We start from the raw sequence: 21,898 nt of genomic DNA on the forward strand, positions 1-21,898 counted from the left end.
TTTTGTTATCAATAAGGCTTGTCGCCGATGATTCCCGCGCGCTCCATCTTGCGATGACACGGCGGATAGTCCATGACCGCATAGTGCTGCGTGCTCCGGTTGTCCCAGATGGCCACGCTGTTCTTCTGCCAGCGCCAGCGCACCTGATACTCGGGGATGTATGCCTGACTGATCAGATAGCGCAGCAGGTCGCCTGCGCCCGGATTGGCGTCCTGGCCGAAGCGCACGCGATCGGGCGTGTGATAGTTGGTGAAATGCGTCGTGAAGGCATTCACGAACAGAATCTTCTCTCCGGTCTCGGGGTGCGTGCGCACAACGGGATGTTCGGCATCCGGGAACTGCGCCTTGAGTGCATGGCGCTTTTCCGTCGGCATTGCAGCGCCGAAGCTCGCCTCGATGCTATGACGCGCGCGCAGGTCGGCAATCTGCGTCTTGATGTGCGCGGGCAGGTTCTCGTACGCGAGCGCCATGTTCGCCCACATCGTGTCGCCTCCGACGGGCGGACATTCCACGCAACGAAGCACCGCGCCGAATTGCGGCGCCTCGCGCCACGTTGCGTCCGCGTGCCATGCGTTCTCATACCGGTCGTTCGGCTGATCGGGTGTCTTGTAGATGCGCACGAGCCCGGGATACTCGGGGTCGCTGCCTGCCACCGGATGATCTTCCAGTTCACCGAAGCGGCGCGCAAACGCAACATGCTCGGCGCGCGTGATGTCCTGTTCGCGCAGAAACAGCACGCGATGCTTCAACAGCGCCGCTCTGATCTCGCTGAAGAGTCCGTCGTCGTGAATGCCGTCGGCCAGATCGACGCCGAACAGTTCCGCACCGATTGCACATGTGAGAGGTTCGATTCGCATCATGGCCTCCTTAGATGATGAACACCGATGAACCGGTCGTCTTGCGCGATTCGAGATCGCGGTGAGCTTGCACCGCGTCTTCGAGCGCATAGCGCTGATTCACCTGGATATCGATACGCCCCGCGGCCACATGCGCGAAGAGTTCGGCGGCGAGTTCGTTTTTCTCTGCTTCATCGGCGATGTAATCGGCGAGCGCGGGGCGGGTCAGATAGAGCGAGCCCTTCATCGCGAGTATCTGCGGATTGAAGGGCGGGACCGGACCGGATGCCGTGCCGACACAGACCATGAGGCCGCGGCGCTTCAACGAATTGAGCGACGCGTCGAATGTGTCCTTGCCGACGCTATCGAACACCACGTTCACGCCGACTCCGTCAGTCAGTTCGCGCACTCGCGCCGCGACGTCTTCCCGGCTGTAGTCGATCACGTGATCGCAGCCATGCGCGCGCGCCACTTCGCCCTTCGCTTCCGTCGATACGGTGCCGATCACGGTGAGTCCGAGCAGCTTCGCCCATTGCGACACGATCAGGCCGACACCGCCCGCCGCCGCATGCAGCAGAATCGTGTCGCCGGCCTTGAAGTCGTAGATACGGCGCATCAGGTACGCGCTCGTCAGACCGCGCATGGTCATGCCGGCAGCGGTTTCGAACGAGATCGCAGCGGGCAGTTTGATGAGCGGCGCAGCGGCGATCAAACGCTCCGTGCTATAGGCGCCGAGCGTATTGATGAAGCCTGTGTAGGTCACGCGGTCGCCGGGCGCGACGTTCTCCACGCCCGCGCCGACAGCTTCGACCACGCCCGCGGCTTCGACGCCCATACCCGAAGGCAGCGGCACCGGATAAAGACCACTGCGAAAATAGGTGTCGGCGAAGTTCAGCCCCACGGCCTCATGACGCAAACGGACCTGTCCCGGACCCGGATCGCCTACTGCGACCGTTTCGTAGCGCAAGACTTCGGGACCGCCGGTTTCATGGAAGCGAATCGCTTTAGCCATGTTCAATCTCCTCTCGATTACGTAACTGCTCAATCAATTTGGCCGTCGATGCAGGCGCGTTCAACGCACGGCCTGCTCGCGCAGCGTGTTCAGGCGATCCAGATCACCGGCGTAGTTGCGCTTGCCGATGTAGAACGCAATTCCGGCGACGAGCGGCGCGAACGGCACGAGTTGCAACGCGCCCAGCAAGCCGATCCGGTCGGCGATGACGCCGGTGAGAATCGCGGCGGGCGCGAGGCCCAACAGGTTGTTCGCCAGCGTGAGCGTCGCGAATGCCGATGCGTGGATCGACGGCGGCGTGAGATTGGCGACCATCGCGCCGGCCGGACCGCTTGCGCCTGCGCTCAGGAACATGCCAGCGCCGATCACGATGAGTTGCATGGGCCCGGCCGGCATGCGCAAACCGATAGCGAGCAACGCGGCACATGTCACGCAAAAGGCGATTGCGGCGGCCCACTTGGTTTCTCGCGAATGCTTGCTCAAGCGGTCGGCCAGATTCCCGCACACCACCATGCCGAGGCCGGTCACCAGAACGAATGCGGCTGCGCTCATCGCGGCCTTGCCGACCGGCATGCCGTAATAGCGGTTGAGGAAGCTCGGCATCCATGCCCACATCGCGGCGGGAACGAGCAGATGAATGCCGCTGCCGATATAGGCACACACCACCGACTTCGTGGAGAACAGTCCCTTCAACAAAGCGCGCAGACTGAGGCGCATGCCGACTTCGCGCGGGCCGCGGTTCACGCTCACGCTCGCGGGCTGAAGCGGTGCCAGCCGTTTTTCGGTCACGACGAACCGGTACACGACGACGAGCACGAGACCCAGCGCGGCCATGACGCCGAACGCCGGGCGCCAGCCGAGATGAGCCGCCACCGCGCCACCGAGCGCCATGCCCAGCACCGAGCCGAACGCGCCCCCTGCCATGAACGCGCCGGTCAGCGTCGCGCGTAGCCGTGCCGGGAAGATGCTCAGCACGACCGCGATGCCGACGCTGCCGTAGGCCGCCTCGCCGATACCGACGAATGCACGCGCGACCAGCATCTCGCCATAGTTGGTGGCGAGCGCGCAGCCGAGCGTCGCGAAGCTCCAGATCGCCGCCATCAGAAGAATGCTTTTCACACGCCCCCAACGATCCGCGAGCACCGATAGCGGAAAGGTCAGCACGCCGACCATCAACGCGACCACGCTGCTGAGCGACCCGAGGCGCGTGTCGGTCAACGCCCAGTTCGCCTTGAGTAGCGGGAATACCGCGTTCAGGACCTGCCTCGACATGTAATCGGACAGCAGCAATCCGACCGTCAATGCGAACACGACCCAGGCATAGCCGGGCACGTCCGCTTCCGATACCGCAACATCGCCCGTCGCGGGCTGCGCATGCTGAACAAGCATTGTTTGTCTCCTTCACGTCTGGCTGGTTACCGGTCGTCTTCACTAGCGGCAAGGGTTCGTCGGTGAAGTCGTTCACCGCCTCGCGCATGCACAGCCGCTTACGAAGCTATCTGATTACAACCGCGCCGTCATTGCACGATACGGGAACGGCAAACTACAATTTCGTGCTGAGCGCCATGTTTTTGTGTTTCCGTGCCACTCCGTGAAAACACCGATGAGCGGCGCGGGCGGCAAGCGGCAACGCATACACGCACCGAAGGAAAGCCATGGAGACGATGCTCCGGTCGATCGCGATGAGCGGTTATTTCGAAGTCACGCGGCGGCTCGGCATCAGCGCGGTCGATATGGCGCAGCGCGTCGGCATCGATCCTTCCGCGCTCGCGAATCCGGACAGTCGCGTTTCAGCTGCCGCCTGCTGCCGGCTACTCGAACTGACGGCAGACGCCGCGTCGTGTCCCACGTTTGCATTGCAAATGGCCGAAACGCGGCACAAGTTCGGCACAGGCGTGGTCAACCTGCTGCTCGCCCATAAGCGCACGCTGCGCGAGGTGTTGCTTGCCGCGGCCGAATATCGGCACCTGCTCAACGAAGCGCTCGCGATCTACGTGGAGGACGCCGGCGCGACGGTCACGATCCGCGAGGAACTCGTCGTTGCGCCGGGCACGCCGACCAACCAGGCAATCGAACTCGCACTCGGCGTGCTCGCGCGCCATTCGAGCGCTCTCTTAGGCGCGCACTGGAAACCGCGCACCGTCCATTTCACGCACGCCGGCCCCGCCGACCTCACGTACCACCGACGGTTCTTTGGTTGTCCTATGGAATTTGGAAGCGACTTCAACGGCTTTGTATGCGCCGCAACGGATCTCGACTACCCGAATCCTGCCGCCGACCCGGAGCTCGTCCGCTACGCCGAGAGTCTCGCCGCGCCGCTCAAGCAAGCGCAGGGCGATTCCATCACGCTGGAAGTGCGCAAGGCGATATACCTGCTCTTGCCGCTCGAACAAGGCACGGTCGAACCCGTTGCGCGGCAACTGGGACTGAGCGTGCGCACGATGCAGCGCCAGCTCGAGATGGCGAGCACCAGCTTCTCCGAACTCGTCGATGAAGTGCGCCGCGAACTCGCGGTGCGCTACATGAGCAACCCGCGCTATCCGATAGGACGCGTCGCCGCGCTACTGGGCTATAACCAGCAAGGATCGTTCACGAACTGGTTCACCTCGCGCTTCGGCATGACGCCGCGCGACTGGCGGAGCAGCCGGCGGCGTTGATCGGCGCCGGCTGCTCTATGCGCGGAGTCGATATCGGTACTTCGCGATACCGCGCCGTCAGACGGCCTTGCGCAAGAAGCCCTGCGTGCCGCCGTTGCGGTTGGGCGCGAAACCGTTCGCGACCAAGGTTTCCTCGACCGTGTCATAGAACACGCCGATCTTGTTGATGGCTCGCGCTTCATCGGCGGTGGCGATATCGCGGCCGAATTCGCGCGAGATGCGCACCAGTTGCTCGATCTGTTCGACGGAACTCATCTTTCGCGTGCGCGACTGATTCCACAGGTTGTCTTCGGTGCCACAGCGAACGTGCAGGCCCATGGCAATGCCCATCATGTTGATCGGCAGCACGTTGCGCATCGAGCTTTCCACGGTCAGCACCGCGCCATCGGGCGTCGCGCGCAGGAAGTTCGCGAGGTTATAGATGTTCGGCGCGTCCATGCCGCCACCGATGGCCACCCAGTTCATGACGAGCGGGCCTTTGTACACGCCGCGCCGGATCAATCGCTCGACGGACTCGAAGCTGTTGATGTTGTAGCACTGAAACGCGCTCTGAATGCCCGCCGCGTTGAGGCGGCGAATGTGCTCCTCGGCCCATCCCGGCTGCGCCGGCACGGTCATTTCTTTATATGCGTTATACACTTCGGGGTCCTCCATCGAGGTTCCCTTGACGTCGTCGTCTTCCCAATGCTCGACCACGTTCATTTGCGAGGTGTTGATGGTGACCGTGACCTGATCGGGCTTGGGATCGAGTTCGGCCAGCATATGGCGCGTGTCGTCGCTCAGCCATTTCGCTGCGGCGCCTTCGGATTCCGGCGCGAAGCTGATCGACCCGCCGACCTGGATGATCATGTCGGGCACTGCGTTGCGCACGCCGGCGATGAGTTCGTTGAACTTGGACAGCCGCTTGCTGCCCTTGCCGTCGAGTTCGCGCACGTGCAGATGAAGCACGGTGGCGCCGGCGTTATAGCAATCCACCGCTTTTTGAATCTGCTCGTCCATCGTGACGGGAATGTCTTCCGGGAAGTCGGAAGGCACCCATGCCGGCGCATACGGCGCGGCTGTGATGACGAGGGGCGGCTGATTTTCAGTGTAGAGGGAACCGTCGAGGAAGTTCATGGCGTGGTCTCAAAGGACAGGCTGCAAGCCGGGAAAGGATTGGAGCGTTCGCCGGTGTCGCACGCGGCGAACGAACCCGCGCGACTAAGTTACAGGCTGCCCGAGAATGGGATTTAGGCCGGCGCGCCAAGAATTTAGGCTTCGGTGCCAGTCAGCGTTTACACCGACGTTCACGCATTCTTCGCAAAGACTTCGCCCCGGTCAAACCTTTTCCTTCTGCACGATCGACTCGCGTTCCGGCTGGTCCTTCACCCACCGCCAGAAAAGCTTGTACGCCACCGCGAGCATGACCGGGCCGATAAAGAGTCCGATCACCCCGCCCGTCACCATGCCGCCCAGCGCGCCGATCAGAACCACGGGCATGGGCACTGCCACGCCACGGCCCAGCAGCAGAGGCTTGAGCACGTTATCGGCGAGCCCCGCTATGAAGACGTAGATCGCGAAAGCAATCGTCGCCGCGCTGAAGCCCTCGGTCAGCACGACATAGACGATGACCGGCAGCGTGATGAAGGTCGCGGGAAGCTGCATGATTCCGATGAGCAGCACGGCCAGCGCGAGCAGACCGGCACCGGGAATGTCCATCACGATGAACGCGATGCCGATCAACAACATCTGAATGAACGCGATGCCGACCACGCCCTGCGCGACGGCGCGGATCGTGGCCGTGGACAGATCGGCGATCTGTCGTCCGTTCTCCGGTCCTGAGATCCGCGATGCGATCAACACTGCGCTCTGATAGCCTTTCTCGCCGTGCGCCATGAATATGCCAGCGACGATCAAGGCCAGGAAGAACACGACGAGTCCCGCACCGAGACCGGTAATCGTGCCGAGCACCGCGAGCCCCGCTTGCTTCAACTGAGGCGTGAACTTCTGTGCGAGAACGGTGATATCGGTCGATGCTTGCGCCCAGAAGTCATAGACGTGTCGGCCCACGAACGGCCATGCGGCCACCGATTCGGCCGGCGGCGGAATATGCAGCGTGCCGCTCCGGATGATGGACATCGCGTGGTCCATCGAATTCGCTATTGCCACGCCGAGCAGGTACGTCGGCACCAGAATCACAGCGAACGCGACGAGGATGATGAGCGACGCGATGAGCCCGTTCCTGCCCCCGAGCGGACCGCGAAGCTTGACCTGTAGCGGATACAGCGTGACAGCCAGGATGAGCGCCCAGACCATGAGATTTAGAAATGGCACGAAGACGCGAAAGCAGAAGACGGCGAGAACGGCGACGAGACCTGCGCGAATCAGGACATCGAGTAACTCGCGCGAGAGCGTGCGTTCGGTAACGGGAGTGAGCATTTCGTGCCTCCTCGCGGCTTGCCGCGGAGCGTGACGCACGGCTGACCACGGTTGCCGGGACCATCGACTATGAGCGCGCCGGCTCGCGAACACAGCGCCGGTCCGACAAGATGCGACCACTGATCGCACGACGCGGATACGACGTGCACCCGCAGAGGCGCTGAGAAAAGCGTTCCCCGTCCAAGTCTAGGACGGACAATCCGACTTCTCAAACAAATCCAGTGCAATGCAGCGACGGGACGTGCCACGTTGTAATCGGGAATCGTTTGGCGCGGAGAAAACGGCTTATGACACGCGCATGGCATCCGCAGCACAACTCAACGCGCCGTAGGGACAAGCGAGGGTCGCGCTTCCGGGTCCATGTGCTATAACTTTCCTTGCACCCCGTGTCTCAATTCAACGCTTCGTTAGCCAAACGGTGGAAACCATGATGCAAAGACGAATTCTCGTGACGGCATCTTCCGCCGTCCTGGCGCTGAGTTGCCTCGCACTGACTGGCTGCACCACGAACAGAAACGCGGGCACCGAGCAAGCGGCGGGTGCCGCCGACCAGCGGCGCTCCATCGACGCCGATGTGGACAGCACCATCCAGCGGCTCTATGCCAGCGTACCCGGGTCGCGGGAACTCGTCGGCAAGGCCCGCGGCGTACTCGTGTTTCCGTCGGTACTTCAGGCCGGCCTCGTGGTCGGCGCGCAATACGGCAAGGGCGCGCTTCGCGTAGGCGGCCACACAGTCGGCTACTACAGCACGACTTCGGGCTCGTTCGGCCTGCAGGCCGGCGCGCAATCGAAGGCGCTCATCTTCCTCTTCATGACGCAGGAGGCGCTCGACAACTTCCGCAACTCCAAGGGCTGGTCGGCGGGAGCGGATGCATCGGTGGCGCTTCTCAAGATGGGCGCGAACGGCACGATCGATACCACCACCGCCACCAAACCGGTGAACGCGATCGTATTGACGAACGCCGGCCTGATGGCGGATGCCTCGCTTCAGGGCACGAAAATAAGCCGACTGGACGAATAAGTCCGCGTCGCTTCCTACGAGCATGAGATCGCGCAGCGCCCGCATCAACGGGATGCGCGATCCATCACGCTGCGCGCGTGACGCGCGATCATCAGTTCTTCGTTCGTGGGGATCACCCACGCGCCGACTTTGCTCGTCGCCGTGCTGATGCGTGTTTCTCCGCGCGCGTCGAACGCGGCGAAGCGCGGCGAGCCGAAGAGCCCTTCCGCTTGCCCGCGCGAAACGAGCGCGAGATCGGGGCTTTGCGCGTCGAATGCGCTGAACTTGATGCTCGATGAACCCGCGTTCAGAACCAGAATGACGTCGGCCATCTTTTCACCCCGTCACGTGCAGTTCTTCGCGGCGCTTGGCCGCGACCAGCGAGGCGATCGCGCACGAAGCCAGCCGCGATTGCAGCGAATCGGCGCGACTCGTCAGGATGATCGGCACGCGCGCCCCGAGCACGATGCCCGCCGCATCCGCGCCCGCGAGAAACGACAGGCTTTTCGCGAGCATGTTGCCCGCTTCGAGATCCGGCACGATAAGCACGTTCGCGCGCCCCGCGACCGGCGAGTCGATCTTCTTCGTGTGCGCGGCTTCGAGATCAATGGCATTATCGAGCGCGAGCGGCCCGTCGACGAGCGCACCCGTGATCTGATGCCGGTCCACCATCTTGCAGAGCGCCGCCGCTTCGATGGTGGACGGCACTTTCGGGTTCACCGTTTCCATCGCCGAGAGAATCGCCACGCGCACTTCCTCGAGGCGCAATGCATGGCCCAGATCGATTGCGTTCTGCACGATGTCGACTTTATCCGCGAGCGTCGGCGCGATGTTGATCGCCGCATCGCTGATGATGAGCGCGTTCTGATGCCCCGGGACGTCCATGATGAAGCAGTGGCTCACGCGCCGCGCGGTGCGCAGGCCGCCTTCGCGCTTTACGACCGCCGCCATGACTTCGTCGGTGTGCAGGCTGCCTTTCATGAGCGCTTCGACGCGCGCTTCGCGCACGCTGTCCACCGCCAGCTGCGCGGCCGCGTGGCTGTGCGGCGCGTCGACTAGCGGATAGCGCGAGATGTCGAGCCCGCACTCGCAGGCTATCTCGTGGATACGGTCGCTCGGCCCGAACAGTTGCGGCGCGATCAGCCCCATTTCGGCCGCCTTCACCGCGCCTTCGAGCGACGTCCGGTCGCACGGATGCACGACCGCAGTGGCAAGCGGCGGCAGCGTCGTGCAAATCTCGATCAGCCGTTGATACTTCTCATGCGTATGCTCCATGAATGCCTCCAGCAGGAATTTCAAGGGAGCGCAGGCGCGCTCATGACGTGACCTTTAAGGCGATCCCGATGACGCCCAACGATGCCGCCATGCCGACGGTCAACGCGACTCGCTCGTTGCAACGGTCTCGCGATATCTGGCGACGACATGCTCCAGGTTGTAGAACATGCGTGCCTCGCCCAACGACTCGCCGAGCGGCGAACGTCGCACGCTGTCGAGCACGCTCGGATTCAAGCCCGCGAGCCATAGCACGGTGCCGTTTGCGCTCAGGCGTTGTTCGGCTTCCGCCAGCATCTTGAGGGCGGTGTATTCGAGGTCGAAAACACGGCTCAGATCCAGCACGACGATGTTTGCATCGGATTCCTGAACGATCGGACGAATTTTGTCGGCCACGCGCTGCGCGTTGACGAAGAAGATTCGTCCTTCGGGACGAAGCAGGAGCATGCCGGGAAACGTTTCGTCGTCGGGATGTCGCGCCGATGCCGGCCGGAATACGTTGGTGCCGGGTATGCGCTTGAGCACGTACAGCGGCGGATTCGACACCTGATGCGCGAGCATCAGCAGCGAGACCACGATGGCGACGACAATGCCCGCGAGCGTTCCCAGCAACACGACGCCCACGCATGCAGTGAGCGCCCAGACGAACTCGGTCTTGCGCACTCTCAGGATCGCCCGAAATTCGGCCACGCTGAAAAGGCCGATCGAGTAATACACGACGACTGCGGCAAGCGTTGCGTGCGGCATCAACGCCATCAGCGGCGCGAATATCAGCATGACGGCTAGCGCGATGAGTGCCGTGACGATCTGCGCGCATTGCGTGCGTGCGCCGGCTTGGCGGTTGACGGCGGTCTGGCTCGTGCCGCCTCCAGCTACCATGCCTCCGAAGAGCGCGCTTCCGACATTCGCGATACCTGTCGCGAAGAGTTCGCGGTTGGCGTTGGGTGGCGGCTCGTCGTTGCGCGCGAACGCGCGGCCCGCCGCAATGCTTTCGGTGAAACTCATCAGCGCAATGCCCAGTGCGTGCGGCCACAGCGCAAGCGCAAGCGCCGGGTCCGGCTTCACCCACGAGGGCAGTCCTGCGGGAACCGCGCCCACGGTTTCCACGCCGCGCGAGCGCAAGCCAAAGACGGCGACGGCCGCAATCGCCGCCCCCACGACGATGAGCGGCGCAGGCGCGCGCGGCACGCAGCGCTCCAGCGCGATCAACGCGGCGATGCTGATGAACGCGAGCGCCATCGTGACCGGCGACGCGTGCGGGAGGTTGCCGATCAACGACGCCACGTTGTGAAAGAACGATTCCTTCGGGAAATGAATGCCGAATAGCTTCGGCAACTGATCCACGACGATCACGATGGCCACGCCTGCCTTGAATCCCACGAGCACAGGCTCGGAAATGAAGTCCGCGACGAAGCCCATTCGCAACACGGCCGCCGCCATGAGCATGCCGCCGACGAGAGCGGTCAGCGTGGCGTTCAGGGTCGCGAGCATCTGCGGGTCGCCGGCATTGCTCATCATGCCGAGCGTATCGCCCGCAAGAATCGCCAGCGTGGTGGTCGTGCTGACGCTCAGCACGCGCGACGCGCCCGTGAGCGCGTAGATGAGCATCGGCACGCACGCTGTGTAGAGGCCCACTTGCACGGGCAAGCCTGCGATCGTCGCGTAAGCGAGCGCCTTCGGAATGACGACAGCCGCAGCCGTCGCGCCCGCGATCACGTCGGCATGCGCCCACTGCCTGTCGTAGCGCGACAGCCACTCGGGGATCATCCCGGCGCGGGTGGCGCGAGCGGCGGATGCGCGTTCCGGCATGACGACTCCCTCGGTGGGCGGGCGGTGCGGCGTCGACGGAAACAGGCGTCAGAACCGCTCGGGCACGTACCTGAGCGGATGATCGCTCTCGCGATAGCCCTCCGGCTTCTGCCTTTTCGGCAGCTTCACCTTTTCGCGGGGAAGCACGGTGTAAGGGAAGTTATCGAGCAGGTGACTGATGAGATTGAGTCGCGCGCGCCGCTTGTCGTCCGAACGCACCACGTACCACGGTGCATCGTCGGTATCGGTGGCAGCGAACATGTCGTCACGCGCGCGCGAATAGTCGTACCAGCGGCTATAGGACCGCAGGTCCATCGGCGAGAGTTTCCAGATCTTGCGCTCATCGTGGATGCGCGCTTCGAGGCGGCGGGTCTGCTCTTCTTCGCTCACTTCGAGCCAGTACTTCAGCAGGATCACTCCGGAGTCGATGATCGCGCGCTCGACGAGCGGCACGCCCTTCAAGAAGGTCTGCACTTGCTCGGGCGTGCAGAACCCCATCACGCGCTCCACCCCCGCACGGTTGTACCAGCTACGGTCGAATAGCGCGATTTCGCCTGCGGCGGGAAGGTGCGGGATATACCGCTGAAAGTACATCTGCGTTTTCTCGCGCTCCGTGGGCGCCGGCAGCGCGATCACGCGAAAGATGCGCGGACTCACGCGCTCCGTGAGTGCCTTGATGGTGCCTCCCTTGCCCGCGCCGTCGCGTCCCTCGAACACCACGCATATTTTCGCGCCGGTATGCACGGTCCACTGCTGTAGTCTCACGAGTTCCACATGCAGGCGCGCCAGTTCCTTCTCGTACTGCTTTCCGCTCAGACGATTTCCCGAGCGCGCGCCTTCCGATTCCCCGGCAACCTTGTCTTCCATCGCGTTGGCTCCTCATTGGTTCTCGAGCTGTAGTCATGCGTGGCGCTCGTTTCAAGCGACGCACGCGTGCTTCACGTTTCGTTGCGCTCGGGCATGACCTGCGCCACGAGCGTGCGGTCCTTCCAGAACATGTTGTGGACGCGCGGCTGGAGCGTGCGCAACATGTGCGGCTCGAGCGAGTGAAAGCTCACGACCGCAGCGGGACGTTCGCCGGTGCCGGGAACGCGCTCTATCGCGTCGAACGCAGGAAACCCGTACTTGCAGAGAAAATCGCGAATTTCATCGTCCGTCGTGTTCGGTTCGACATTGCCTAGCCAGAGATCACTCATCGCGATGTCCTCCCTCAATGCACCGGTTAGAGCCAGGTGAGTTCGACGAGCCGCGTGCCTGGTCGTGTCGCGCGTCGGCTGCGTGATGTGCTTAACGAATCAACCGCGTTCGTCCCGCGCCTTAGATTTGCGCTGCGCGAGCGGATTGAGCGCGCTCACGAATATGACGATGCCCAATGCGAGCGCCAGCATGCCATAGCGGAATTCGGATGTGGTGTCATACAGAAGACCGTGAATCGTGGCATACAGTCCGCCCAGCCAGATGAAAACGCCGATTGCGGCACACACGCTTCGAACCTCGGTTCGTCTCATCCATGCCTCCGCGGTTGCCATGCATCGGATACTTCAGTTTAGGAAATTCTGAGTGGTCCTGTGGACACACTTGCTGCAATCCGCTTGGCGCGTTCGGCGCGTTGGACTAAATTGCTAGCGTATTGCCACTGAAATCGAGCCACTGCGCCGGTCCTGCGAGCGCCACCGGCGGCGCGAAAGGATGCAGGTACGACTTGGACAGCCGTGCATCTCAACAGAGGCCGAACATGCCGAACGCGATTCTGAAGCACGGCCGATTGCATGGATTCGTGGCTTCGTTGCTCTCGCTCGTTCTCTTGATAGCGATGGATCACGCACAGGCTCAGAACACGCCACCGCAGGCGCCGGGCCGCACGTTCGTCGGCGCGAACGTCAAGCAGTACGCGGACGCCGTGCTCGCCATCATGTCGTACACGGCCGTGCCCGACGTGACCACGAGCTCGCTCTCCATCAATAGCGGCACCACCGGCAACCCGGGATTCGGTCAGACGCAATTCGGCGGCGGCTTCACCATCAGCAGGTCGTTTCCGCTCTATCTCGAAGGCACGGTCGCTTATAGCCGCTACGATCCGACCTTCATCGCCACCGACGGCAATCAGGAACGTCCTGTGCCGACCAAATGGAACACGGCGAGCACGACGGTGGGCATCGGCTGGGACTTTCCGATTACCGATGAACTGCGCCTGCGGCCGATCGTGAACGGCATGGTGGGCCGCGTGGCGAGCGACCTGCGCATCGCGCAGACCGTCTTCAACCATGTGGCCGACGCGAACCTGCAATTCCTCGAAGACGGCGTGCTCAACGCCTATGGCGTCGGCGGGTCGCTGATGCTCGATCTCGAGCACTATCGCGAGCATTACGAAGTCGACGTGGAACTGCGCGCGACCGATATCTATCTACGCAGCTTCGGCTCGTCGTCCGACGCCGTGCAGGGATCCGCGACCGCGCAGCAATTCAGCCTGTGGGCTCGCTGGCGCGCGCCGACCGGCCTGAGCGCGTTAGACAGGCCGCTTCGCTACGTGCTCGAAACCGCGTACTCGCATTACTTCGGCGACAGCGCCGGCGCGCTCGGCTTCAACGACCTCACCTCGCTCGGCGTAGGGCTGGAACTCGACAGCAGCAAGTACCCGATCGTCATCACGCGCACGCGCGCCATGGTGCGGTATGTCTTCGGACACAACGTGCATGGCGTGTCCTTTGGATTCGCTGTTAGCTTCTGACTCTGTCGCCACATGCGGCCTTCACCGCTTCTTGATACGCCATTCGCCGCTTGCCTTCTTGCAGGCGACCGGTGTCCAGCTCTGCGTCTGCCCCTTCGCGACAGCAACGAGCGTCACGCTGCGGCACGTTTCGCCGCCGCTTTGCGTGGTGTCGCGCGGCGTGACGGTGCCTTCGATGTGAACCGGATTGCCCGTGCCTTCATTGTTCCAGGGAACCGACTGCCCGTCCTTCTGCGTGTCGAGCGCATGCTGGGCGGCACGGTTGAGCGCCTGGCGGTCAGCGGGCTTCATATAGCTGATCGGCGTGTCGCGCAGGAAGTTCAGATTGTTGGCGAACGCGCAGGCGCAGGACATCGAGAGCGTCGCCGCGACGCTGCATTTGGCGACCGTGTATGCGAGACCGCGCGATAGCCGGATCATGGTTCGGTGTCGTTCATAACACGTTGCGTTGGCTCGGATCGTACTTCGGGTCGGGCTGCTTCTGCGTTTGGCGCAGCACGCCTTGTTCGTCGAAATAAAAGTGGAACAGCATATGATCGATGTTGTTCTCCATGTACCGATACGACCACACGTCGCGATTCATTCGTTTGTAGTGCGCCGTCTCGAACGGGCGGCCGAAGTTCATCAATACGTCATCGCGCGTCCATTTGCCTACTTCCGCGCGGTAGAACTCGTTGTCCTGAAGCACTTGCCGGACGCTCACCACCTTGCCCGATGCATCGACATCGACGGCCGTGGTAGTGCTGCCCATCGGCTGCGTGGGCCACATGAGCCGCTTGCCGCCACCCGGCAAATCATACGTTTCCTTCGGCGTTCCCAGCCGCGCGACGATAGCCTGCTGATCCATACCCGGCTCGACGTGCTGCTCCGGCTGCGCGCAGCCTGCGAGCGCAAGCACGGCGATGCATGCGCCGCGTGATAACGCCACTGCGATGCGTTCTGGCATGGCTATGCCCGGATAATCCATGGTCGCGCGCTGCACCCTATTTCTTCGCGGCCGGTTCCACGGATATCGCGAGCGCCTCCGTATAGACGGCCTTCACCTGATCGCCCTTCTTCACGCGCTTGAGCCGGTCCGGGTCCTCCACATGCAGATCGACCGTATCGCCTCGCGGTCCGCGCAGCGTGACGGTCTTCGCATGCCGGTCCACTGCCACGACGTCGGCGATGATCGTCACTTCGCGGCCTATCTCCCCACCCGGCTTCGCGCCCACGGGCGCGCGTTCGGCCGTCGCCTTCTCGGACGCCGATGGCGACGTCTTCTTGTCGACGAGACTCAGCGTCAGCGATTCACGATACTGCGTGGTCACGAGATCGCCCACCGCAAGCTGGTCGAAATTGCGCGCCTCGTTGGTCACTTCCAGTTCCATCACCTTGCCGGCCGCTGTCTTGAGCGTCACGGTGCGCGTGGCCCGGTCGATGCCGACGATGGTCGCGGTCACTTTCGACACGCCTTGCACGGTAGCGCTGTTTGCGTCCCGCGTAATGGTCGCGTCGGTTTGCGGCTCGGCTGCGAATGCGGTTGTGAAAAGGACAAGGCACGAGATGACGACCAGACTGACACGCTTCATTTCGACACTCCTCATTCGATTGACGCAAGAAACCTCGCTAACGCTACTGGATCGAATAGCCGCGCCCCTGCATGCATGCGGCCCACGCGCGGTTATAGGTATCCATGGCGCCCTGGCTCTGCGCTTGCGCGTTGGCCTGCTGCGCGCGCCGGTTCTGACGGGCCCTCACGCCGCCCGCCATGGTGCCGGCTGTCGCGCCGATGGCCGCGCCCTTGCCGGCATCGCCCGCGATCGCGCCGATCACCGCGCCACCGGCCGCGCCGCGCGCCGCGCCGGCCACGCGCTCGCCGCCGCCGACAGCCGGGCCCGATTGCGGCGGCGGCGCCGTCGATGCGGTCGCGGGGTCGATACCCGTGTTGCTCTTCGCCCAGCTGTAGCACGCGCCGTCATCCTTCTGTTGTTGTTGCGCGCTTTGTCCTTTCGACGGATACGCGATTGGCTTGCTTTGCGCAAGAGCTTCCAGGGCGAGCGAGGCGATCACAATGGCGCAGAGCGCGCGCAAACACAGTGCGTTCATATGGACTCCTTCAATTGTCAGACTTTCAGCCTGCATCGCGACGCAGCGAGCCCTCCGTCACGGTTCGTTCACGCGCGTCCACGTCGGGTCCGGATCGAATTCCGTCAGCGGTTGCGCAGACGGGCCCCGGTTCTTCTGATACACCACGCCGTTGTTATTGACAATGAATGTCATGACGCCGCTCTCGCCGTATTGCGCCGGGTACGCCACCATCGCGAAGCCGGCCAGCATGCGTCCATTGATGATGTAGCTGAAAGCGCCTCCCGGCGCGTTCTTGCCTTGCCGCGTGAGAATGCGAAAGTGGTAGCCGTGATACGGGTCGCCCGCGTGACGGTCCGTGAAATAGGTCGAGCTCGCGGCGATCAACGGACCGAAGGGACTTTGTTCTTCGCCCCGACTCGCATCCGCCGGCCAATAGAGTCCGTCGCGCTTGCCGGGCGAACTGCCGAGCTTGCGCGCGTACTGCAACACGCCGTCCCCCATGCGATCTTGGGAAGCGTACTCGCGCTGCGCATCGAGATACGCGCGCAGCACCTTGATCGCCTCGCGCTCGTTCGCGCCGATACGCCGGTCCAGCACCTCCTGCTCGCCTTCTTCCGTGGCGAAGCGCCAGACGCCGTTCTCTCGAACGAGCGGAATGGGCATTGGCCACGCATCGTCGCCGATCACGAGAATGCGGCGGTCGGGCGAAGCCTCTTCGAGCCGGTGAAACGCCTCGAATTCGGCGAGCGCATTGGCGCGCAACTGGCGATTCTCGGCTTCGTCGGATGTCACGACGAGTCGCTTGTGCGCGCTGCCGAAGATGCCGATGAGCGCGGCGTCATCGTCCGATTTGAGCGCCTGCACGAGTGCGCTCACCGCTTCCTCGGGTGTCGCGAAGGTCTGCTGGTCGGTCGCTGCGAAGAGCGTCGCGGGCGCGAGCAACATCGCGACTGTCGCAAACGCAATGACGAGACGAGTCAACCGGCCATCGGTTCGATGAGTGTTCATAGGCATCCCCTAGCGACGACCCCCGCGGCCGCCGCCGAAGCTGCGACCGCCGCCTCCTGAGAAGCCACCGCCTCCGCCACCACCAAAGCCGCCACCGCCGCCCTGGAAGTTGCGACCGCCCTGGCCGCCTGCCATCGACTGCCGGCTCGCGGCCCCGCGCGCGCTGTCCGCGCGGGCGCTTTGGCCCGAGCCATAGCCGCTGAATGCATCGCCCCCGCGCGCCTGAAAGTTCGACGCGCCCTGCGCGCGAGGCGTGTTCTGCATGGCGGGTTGCGTGCGTGCGGACGCGCGCTCGGTGCCGCCGGCCCCGCCGAAACCCGCGCCTGCTCCGCTTCCACGCGAAGGCGCGTCGCCCACGCGCTGCATCGAGGACCGTCCGCCCGTGCCGGAGACCTGTCCCGGCTTCTTCTCGGAGCGCCATGTGCTCGACTGTTGCGTTGCACCCGATCCCGACCGGTTCGCCGCGCGATTGCTCAGGTTGTTCTGCACGTCGGCTCGATTGGCGTTCTGTTCGCGGTTGATGTTGATGGTGTTATTGCCGCCGTTATAGTTGGCCTCGTACCGTCCGCCGTTCCACGCCGCGGTGATGGCCGCGCCCCAGATCATGCCGGTGGCGAAGGCCGCGCCGGGTGCATACGGATAGTAGTAGACGGGGTAAGGCGCCGGAGCGTACGTATAGACCGGCGTCGGACTGCTCACGACCACTGTGGACGGGTTGTACTGCGGTACATAGATGACTTCCGGGTTAGACGGCACGATCTTGATCACTTCCTTCTCGACCACGACCGTCTGCTTGTCGTCGCTCTTTAAGTTGCCGACCGACTGAGTTTGCCGGCGAAAACGCTGCACGGCTTGCAAGACGGCGTTCTGATCCGCCACGACTGCTTCGCCGAGCGCAACCGTCCAGTCGAGATCCGAGCTCATCTTCTTCACGATCTCGGGATAGTTGAGCAGCGCCTTCACCGAGTCTTGCCAGCGTTCATCGACCGGAAGATTCTTGTCCGTCTTTCTGCGTTCGAGAAACCGGTCGGCCTGCACCACTTCGACCGGATACGTCGAAGCGGGAAGAATGATCGCAACGAGGTCGTCGGGATAGAGCGCGATGGGACCGACGAGCTTGTCCAGATCCGCGGCACTCATTGCCGCGGGCGGCGGGACGCTTGCCGCCGGCGCCTGAGCGAGCGCATGCGTGCCACCTGCGAGCGCCGACACGACCAGAAGCACGTTGATGAACTTGGGCATTGTTGTCTTACCACCGAGGTGGCCGTCTCTCGCCTGTTCTACCCATTCGCCCAAAGCGCAAGCTGTACCCCGCAGCGCATTGGGTCTTTCACCGATCGTTCAAGACAGTGAGACAAACTCATTCACTCTTGCTTAAGAAAAGCTTAAGGGCGTTTGAATACCTTATTGAGCCGAGTCATGATGGGCGGCGGCAATAGCTGCGTCACGTTACTTCGCGGCTTCCGCCTTCTTCTGGTCATAGATGAATCGCGTGGCGTCGGGCACTCTGGAAAACGAGGTGATCCGCAAGGAAATACACGAGCAAAGCAGCGTCGTCATTCGTTACTTTGGTTTCGCCGCTTGTAGCGCAACGCGCTAAAGAGCGCGGCCATGAGCACGAGATAGTGATTGAAAGATATGCGAACCCTTTGGCGAATTCAAGACTCGGGCGCGGTCATTTAGATGCATTCATCGGCTGACCGATCGATCTGACTTACCCGCCCAGCGCGATGATCGCCATCGTCAGAAGCACGCCCAACGTCACCATCGCCAACCCCGCTTTCAGCGCGCCCCATCCAGCATAGGATCCCAAAGCAACGCCGCATCCGAATAGCATGACGAGCGTCAGCGCACGTGACACGAGCAACGCAGTGGGAACATGCCGGATGATGACGAACGGAGCGGCGACCGGAAACGTGGACAGCACGATAAGGATGAAGATGCCGAGCGCGGCAAGAATATCGTCGCGCTCCAGCGAGGGACGCTCAGGGAGCGCATCGTATCGAGCGATCCGGCTGCGAATCGATTCGAGCTCGGCGTCCGTGAAGAATGGCGCGAGAAACGGCGGTAGTCTCGCGCGCAGTTCTCGCACGCCCTCTGCCGCGTCGAGTTCGCGCCTGATCGCAAACGCGAGCGTGCGCCGCCGCCCTCGGTTCACGAGCGTGCGCATCAGATACATGACGGCATCCGCGAGCCCCCAAGCAAGATTGCAGCCGAGGGCCGTGTACAGCATCTTGCGGCCGGCATCTTCGCCGCTCGTCGCTGCCGACACCGTACCGACGAACGTCAGCGCCATGAACAATCCGAAACATAGTTCGGAAACGCGGTCGACCGTGTCCAGCACGGGCGCTCGCGTGTTGCCGCGCGGTTCGACGAGTGCGGCGTCGGCGGTGGTGTCCGGCAGCATGAATATCACCCGGTCTTGACTTCGTTCACGAGCGGTTCGTTATGCTCGAACGCGGTGATGCTCGCGAGCGTGGTCTCACAGATAGTCGATAGCGCCTCGCGTGTCAAATACGCCTGATGCCCGGTCACGATCACATTGGGGAATGAGATGAGCCGCTGAATGATGTCGTCCGGAATGATTTCATTGGACAGATCGCGGAAGAATAAGTCCGCCTCCTGCTCATACACGTCGATCGCGAGTCCGCCTAGTTGCCCGCTTTTGAGTGCTTCGATCACGGCCCCCGTGTCGATAAGCGCGCCCCGGCTCGTATTGATGAGCAAGGCGCCGCGCTTGGCACGCTGAAGCGTGTCCGCATTGATGATGTGATGCGTCGCAGGCGTCAGCGGACAGTGCAGTGAAATGACATCGGCCTTTTCCCCGATCTCACCTGGCTGCGCATAACGCAGGCCCATCGCCTCGAATTCTTGCGAGGGATACGGATCGTAGCCGATGACAGTACAGCCGAAGCCGAGCATGATCTTCGCAAAGACGCAGCCGATCTTACCGGTGCCCACGACGGCCACCGTCTTGCCGCACAGATCGAAGCCGATGAGTCCGTCGAGAGAGAAATTGGAATCGCGCGTACGGTTGTAGGCGCGATGCACCTTTCGATTGATCGCGAGCAACAGCGCGACGGCATGTTCGGCGACTGAGTTCGGCGAATACGTCACGACGCGAACGACCTTCAGCCCGAGCCGCGCGGCGGCTTCGAGGTCGACGTTGTTGAAGCCCGTGCAGCGCAGCGCGAGCAATCCGGTGCCGCCGCTTTTCAGCGCCTCCAGAACGGCGGCGTCTGCCTTGTCATTCACGAAGATGCACACCGCGCCGAATCCCGCAGCCTCCCCGACCGTATCGCGATTCAGCGACACGTCGAGGTATTTGAGCCTGTGGTGCGCGGATTCGTTCGCCTGGTCCAGAAACTCGCGCTCATAACGCGTCGAACTGAATATCGCCACGTCCATGATTTCATCTCCGATACGAGAGCTAGCCGCTAGCCAGCGAGATTGCGATCTGCACGAACAGCACTTTGACGATGGTCATCGACGGGAAAATCATCGCGTACATGACGTCGGGCTGATCCGTGGGCGCGATACGATTGGCGAACGCGAGAATGGCAGGATTACCGGTCGCGCCGCATACGACGCCGGCCGAGGTATCGAAGGGCAGCTTGAATAGCCATAGGCACGACGCGGCCGTTACGCCCACGAGCACGAGCAGCGTGATCACGCCATAAAGAAGCAGCAGCGGCCCCGCTGTGCCCACGGTCGCCACGAACTTCGGCCCGCATGAAATTCCGACCTGCGCAAGAAAGATCGTGAGCCCGAGATTGCGCAGAACCAGATTCGCCGATAGCGGCATGACCCACACGAACGGTCCGTTGCGCCTTGCTTTGCCAAGGCACAGCGCGAGCAGCAGCAACGCAGCGAGACCGAGGCTGAAGCTGCCGAGGCCGGGAAACCGCAACGGAACGGCCCCTAGCAGCAGCCCCGCCGCTGCGCCGATTCCAAGGCAAATGAAGCTGAGGTCCGCTGTGCCCTTGATCGAATCGCCGAAGAACGCCCGAATCGTCGCGCGATGCGCGCGATTCACGAGCACGCCCACGCGGTCCCCTGCTTCGAGAATGAGATCGGGCGTCGAGAGTAAATCGGCGTCGCCCCGGCGCACATGCGCGATCGAACAGTTCACGCCGCCGGGAAATCGCAGCTTGCCGAGCGGCATGCCGACCACCGCCGAATTCGATGCGAACACCCGCATATAGTCGATGTCTTCGCGATCGCTCGCGATGCGTCCTGGCTGCGACTCGCCACATAATGCCGTGGCCTCGTCGAGCAAGCGCTTGTCCGTGGCGGTGACAAGCAGCACGTCGTCGGACTGCACGATGAAGTCGTCGGCGGGCAACTGATTACGATGCGCGCGCCGCACCGCCGCAATCGACACGCCCAGCGGCAAGCGGCTCAATAGTTCCGATAGGCGCAGCCCGAAGAAGCTCGCGTTCTTTAGCGCGATCTCTGCCGTTTCGAGTACCTTCGCTGGCGGCTTCGGAATCGAGACTTTCAGCAATACGTTAAGCGCATAGAGAAAGAGAATGGGACCGGCCACGCCGAACGGATAAGCGACGCTATAGCCCACGGCCGCATCATTGCTCTTCATCGAAGCAATGGCGACCTGAAGACTTGCCGTGCTGGTCCCGCTGCCTGCGAACATGCCCAACGCATCAGCGAGCGTGATGCCGAAGCGGATAAAAGCGCATGAGACGAGACCGGCCGCAATGACGCCGAGGCAAGCGGCCGCGTTCGCCTTCGCCCCTTCGCGGCTCGTGAGCCCTCTGAAGAACTGCGCGCCGTACTGAATGCCGATGCCGTATAGAAACAGCAGCAAGCCGAGCGTGCCGAGCAAGGCCGGCGGCGCCGACTTTGGCGCAAAGGCGCCGATGGCGAGTCCGACAAACAGCACGGCCCCCGAGCCGAGCGCGACGCCTTTGATCGTGATCTCGCCGATGAGATAGCCGAGTGCGATCGTGAGAAACAATGCGAAGAGCGACTGGCTTTCGAGAAACGTTCTGACTGCGTCCATGCGGCCTCCCGTTAATGAATCAGGCAACGCAGCGATACAGAATCATTAAAGGCGGTTTGTCTGAAGCA

General features: G+C 62.8%; 23 protein-coding genes. 3 read left to right on the forward strand and 20 right to left on the reverse strand.

Annotation, left to right across the window (positions count from 1 at the left end; genetic code table 11):
- Window positions 1–8: 8 nt before the first annotated feature.
- The 3 genes from LDZ24_RS26195 to LDZ24_RS26205 are packed head-to-tail and all read right to left on the reverse strand — an operon-like array spanning window position 9 to window position 3,237.
- Entirely contained in the window at window positions 9–857 is an 849-nt protein-coding gene (locus LDZ24_RS26195) for a TauD/TfdA family dioxygenase (RefSeq protein WP_248324281.1), read from the reverse strand.
- Window positions 858–867: 10 nt separating this feature from the next.
- Window positions 868–1,848: a quinone oxidoreductase gene (locus tag LDZ24_RS26200; RefSeq protein WP_248324282.1), complete on the reverse strand. Its 981-nt coding sequence runs from the start codon at window positions 1,846–1,848 to the stop codon at window positions 868–870.
- Between the two features lie 60 nt (window positions 1,849–1,908).
- Window positions 1,909–3,237 carry an MFS transporter gene (locus tag LDZ24_RS26205; protein ID WP_248324283.1) on the reverse strand — a complete coding sequence of 443 codons (1,329 nt, stop codon included), beginning with the start codon at window positions 3,235–3,237 and terminating at the stop codon, window positions 1,909–1,911.
- 266 nt (window positions 3,238–3,503) lie between these two features.
- Between LDZ24_RS26205 and LDZ24_RS26210 the strand changes: the two genes are divergently transcribed.
- Window positions 3,504–4,505 (forward strand): AraC family transcriptional regulator, encoded by a 1,002-nt coding sequence (locus LDZ24_RS26210; protein ID WP_248324284.1) that lies wholly within the window; start codon window positions 3,504–3,506, stop codon window positions 4,503–4,505.
- 57 nt (window positions 4,506–4,562) lie between these two features.
- On the opposite strand, the gene LDZ24_RS26215 is transcribed toward LDZ24_RS26210, so the two are convergent.
- Both LDZ24_RS26215 and LDZ24_RS26220 read right to left on the reverse strand, forming a co-directional pair.
- Complete coding sequence (locus LDZ24_RS26215; RefSeq protein WP_248324285.1) at window positions 4,563–5,621, reverse strand: 3-keto-5-aminohexanoate cleavage protein; 1,059 nt, start codon at window positions 5,619–5,621, stop codon at window positions 4,563–4,565.
- Between the two features lie 201 nt (window positions 5,622–5,822).
- Window positions 5,823–6,923: an AI-2E family transporter gene (locus tag LDZ24_RS26220; protein WP_248324286.1), complete on the reverse strand. Its 1,101-nt coding sequence runs from the start codon at window positions 6,921–6,923 to the stop codon at window positions 5,823–5,825.
- Between the two features lie 430 nt (window positions 6,924–7,353).
- Here LDZ24_RS26220 and LDZ24_RS26225 point away from each other — a divergent pair, with 430 nt between their 5' ends.
- Entirely contained in the window at window positions 7,354–7,944 is a 591-nt protein-coding gene (locus LDZ24_RS26225) for a YSC84-related protein (RefSeq protein WP_248324788.1), read from the forward strand.
- A 44-nt stretch (window positions 7,945–7,988) separates the two neighbouring features.
- On the opposite strand, the gene LDZ24_RS28225 is transcribed toward LDZ24_RS26225, so the two are convergent.
- The 6 genes from LDZ24_RS28225 to LDZ24_RS26255 form a co-directional block, all read right to left on the reverse strand.
- Complete coding sequence (locus tag LDZ24_RS28225; protein WP_350029445.1) at window positions 7,989–8,255, reverse strand: hypothetical protein; 267 nt, start codon at window positions 8,253–8,255, stop codon at window positions 7,989–7,991.
- Between the two features lie 4 nt (window positions 8,256–8,259).
- Window positions 8,260–9,198: a phosphate acetyltransferase gene (locus LDZ24_RS26235; RefSeq protein WP_248324287.1), complete on the reverse strand. Its 939-nt coding sequence runs from the start codon at window positions 9,196–9,198 to the stop codon at window positions 8,260–8,262.
- A 99-nt stretch (window positions 9,199–9,297) separates the two neighbouring features.
- Window positions 9,298–11,004 (reverse strand): SulP family inorganic anion transporter, encoded by a 1,707-nt coding sequence (locus LDZ24_RS26240; protein ID WP_248324288.1) that lies wholly within the window; start codon window positions 11,002–11,004, stop codon window positions 9,298–9,300.
- Between the two features lie 48 nt (window positions 11,005–11,052).
- Window positions 11,053–11,871, reverse strand: coding sequence for a polyphosphate kinase 2 (ppk2, locus tag LDZ24_RS26245; protein WP_248324289.1), 819 nt, complete (start codon window positions 11,869–11,871; stop codon window positions 11,053–11,055).
- A gap of 71 nt (window positions 11,872–11,942) precedes the next feature.
- Complete coding sequence (locus tag LDZ24_RS26250; protein WP_248324290.1) at window positions 11,943–12,200, reverse strand: RNA-binding protein; 258 nt, start codon at window positions 12,198–12,200, stop codon at window positions 11,943–11,945.
- A 99-nt stretch (window positions 12,201–12,299) separates the two neighbouring features.
- The gene (locus LDZ24_RS26255) at window positions 12,300–12,512 is read right to left on the reverse strand and encodes a DUF2964 family protein (RefSeq protein WP_248324291.1); all 213 of its coding nucleotides are present in this window, start codon (window positions 12,510–12,512) and stop codon (window positions 12,300–12,302) included.
- A gap of 305 nt (window positions 12,513–12,817) precedes the next feature.
- Here LDZ24_RS26255 and LDZ24_RS26260 point away from each other — a divergent pair, with 305 nt between their 5' ends.
- The gene (locus LDZ24_RS26260) at window positions 12,818–13,732 is read left to right on the forward strand and encodes a hypothetical protein (protein ID WP_248324790.1); all 915 of its coding nucleotides are present in this window, start codon (window positions 12,818–12,820) and stop codon (window positions 13,730–13,732) included.
- 21 nt (window positions 13,733–13,753) lie between these two features.
- Here the strand turns inward: LDZ24_RS26260 and LDZ24_RS26265 are convergent, their stop codons facing one another.
- From LDZ24_RS26265 to LDZ24_RS26305, 9 genes are all read right to left on the reverse strand, one after another.
- A complete protein-coding gene (locus LDZ24_RS26265) occupies window positions 13,754–14,152 on the reverse strand; it encodes an RT0821/Lpp0805 family surface protein (protein ID WP_371747497.1) in 399 nt (132 codons plus the stop codon).
- Window positions 14,153–14,165: 13 nt separating this feature from the next.
- Window positions 14,166–14,678, reverse strand: a complete 513-nt coding sequence (locus LDZ24_RS26270) for a hypothetical protein (protein WP_248324292.1) — start codon at window positions 14,676–14,678, stop codon at window positions 14,166–14,168.
- Between the two features lie 37 nt (window positions 14,679–14,715).
- Window positions 14,716–15,303: a hypothetical protein gene (locus LDZ24_RS26275; RefSeq protein ID WP_248324293.1), complete on the reverse strand. Its 588-nt coding sequence runs from the start codon at window positions 15,301–15,303 to the stop codon at window positions 14,716–14,718.
- Between the two features lie 43 nt (window positions 15,304–15,346).
- Complete coding sequence (locus tag LDZ24_RS26280) at window positions 15,347–15,820, reverse strand: glycine zipper family protein (protein WP_248324294.1); 474 nt, start codon at window positions 15,818–15,820, stop codon at window positions 15,347–15,349.
- A 57-nt stretch (window positions 15,821–15,877) separates the two neighbouring features.
- A complete protein-coding gene (locus tag LDZ24_RS26285; RefSeq protein WP_248324295.1) occupies window positions 15,878–16,810 on the reverse strand; it encodes a DUF2950 domain-containing protein in 933 nt (310 codons plus the stop codon).
- Window positions 16,811–16,819: 9 nt separating this feature from the next.
- The gene (locus tag LDZ24_RS26290) at window positions 16,820–18,052 is read right to left on the reverse strand and encodes a DUF3300 domain-containing protein (RefSeq protein ID WP_248324296.1); all 1,233 of its coding nucleotides are present in this window, start codon (window positions 18,050–18,052) and stop codon (window positions 16,820–16,822) included.
- Window positions 18,053–18,524: 472 nt separating this feature from the next.
- The gene (locus tag LDZ24_RS26295) at window positions 18,525–19,217 is read right to left on the reverse strand and encodes a hypothetical protein (protein WP_248324297.1); all 693 of its coding nucleotides are present in this window, start codon (window positions 19,215–19,217) and stop codon (window positions 18,525–18,527) included.
- Between the two features lie 5 nt (window positions 19,218–19,222).
- Window positions 19,223–20,218, reverse strand: coding sequence for a 2-hydroxyacid dehydrogenase (locus tag LDZ24_RS26300; protein ID WP_248324298.1), 996 nt, complete (start codon window positions 20,216–20,218; stop codon window positions 19,223–19,225).
- A 22-nt stretch (window positions 20,219–20,240) separates the two neighbouring features.
- On the reverse strand, window positions 20,241–21,830 hold the full coding sequence (locus LDZ24_RS26305; protein ID WP_248324299.1) for a TrkA C-terminal domain-containing protein: 1,590 nt from the start codon (window positions 21,828–21,830) through the stop codon (window positions 20,241–20,243).
- Window positions 21,831–21,898 lie beyond the last annotated feature (68 nt).

This window comes from Caballeronia sp. Sq4a (assembly GCF_023170545.1).
Classification (GTDB): Bacteria; Pseudomonadota; Gammaproteobacteria; order Burkholderiales; family Burkholderiaceae; genus Caballeronia.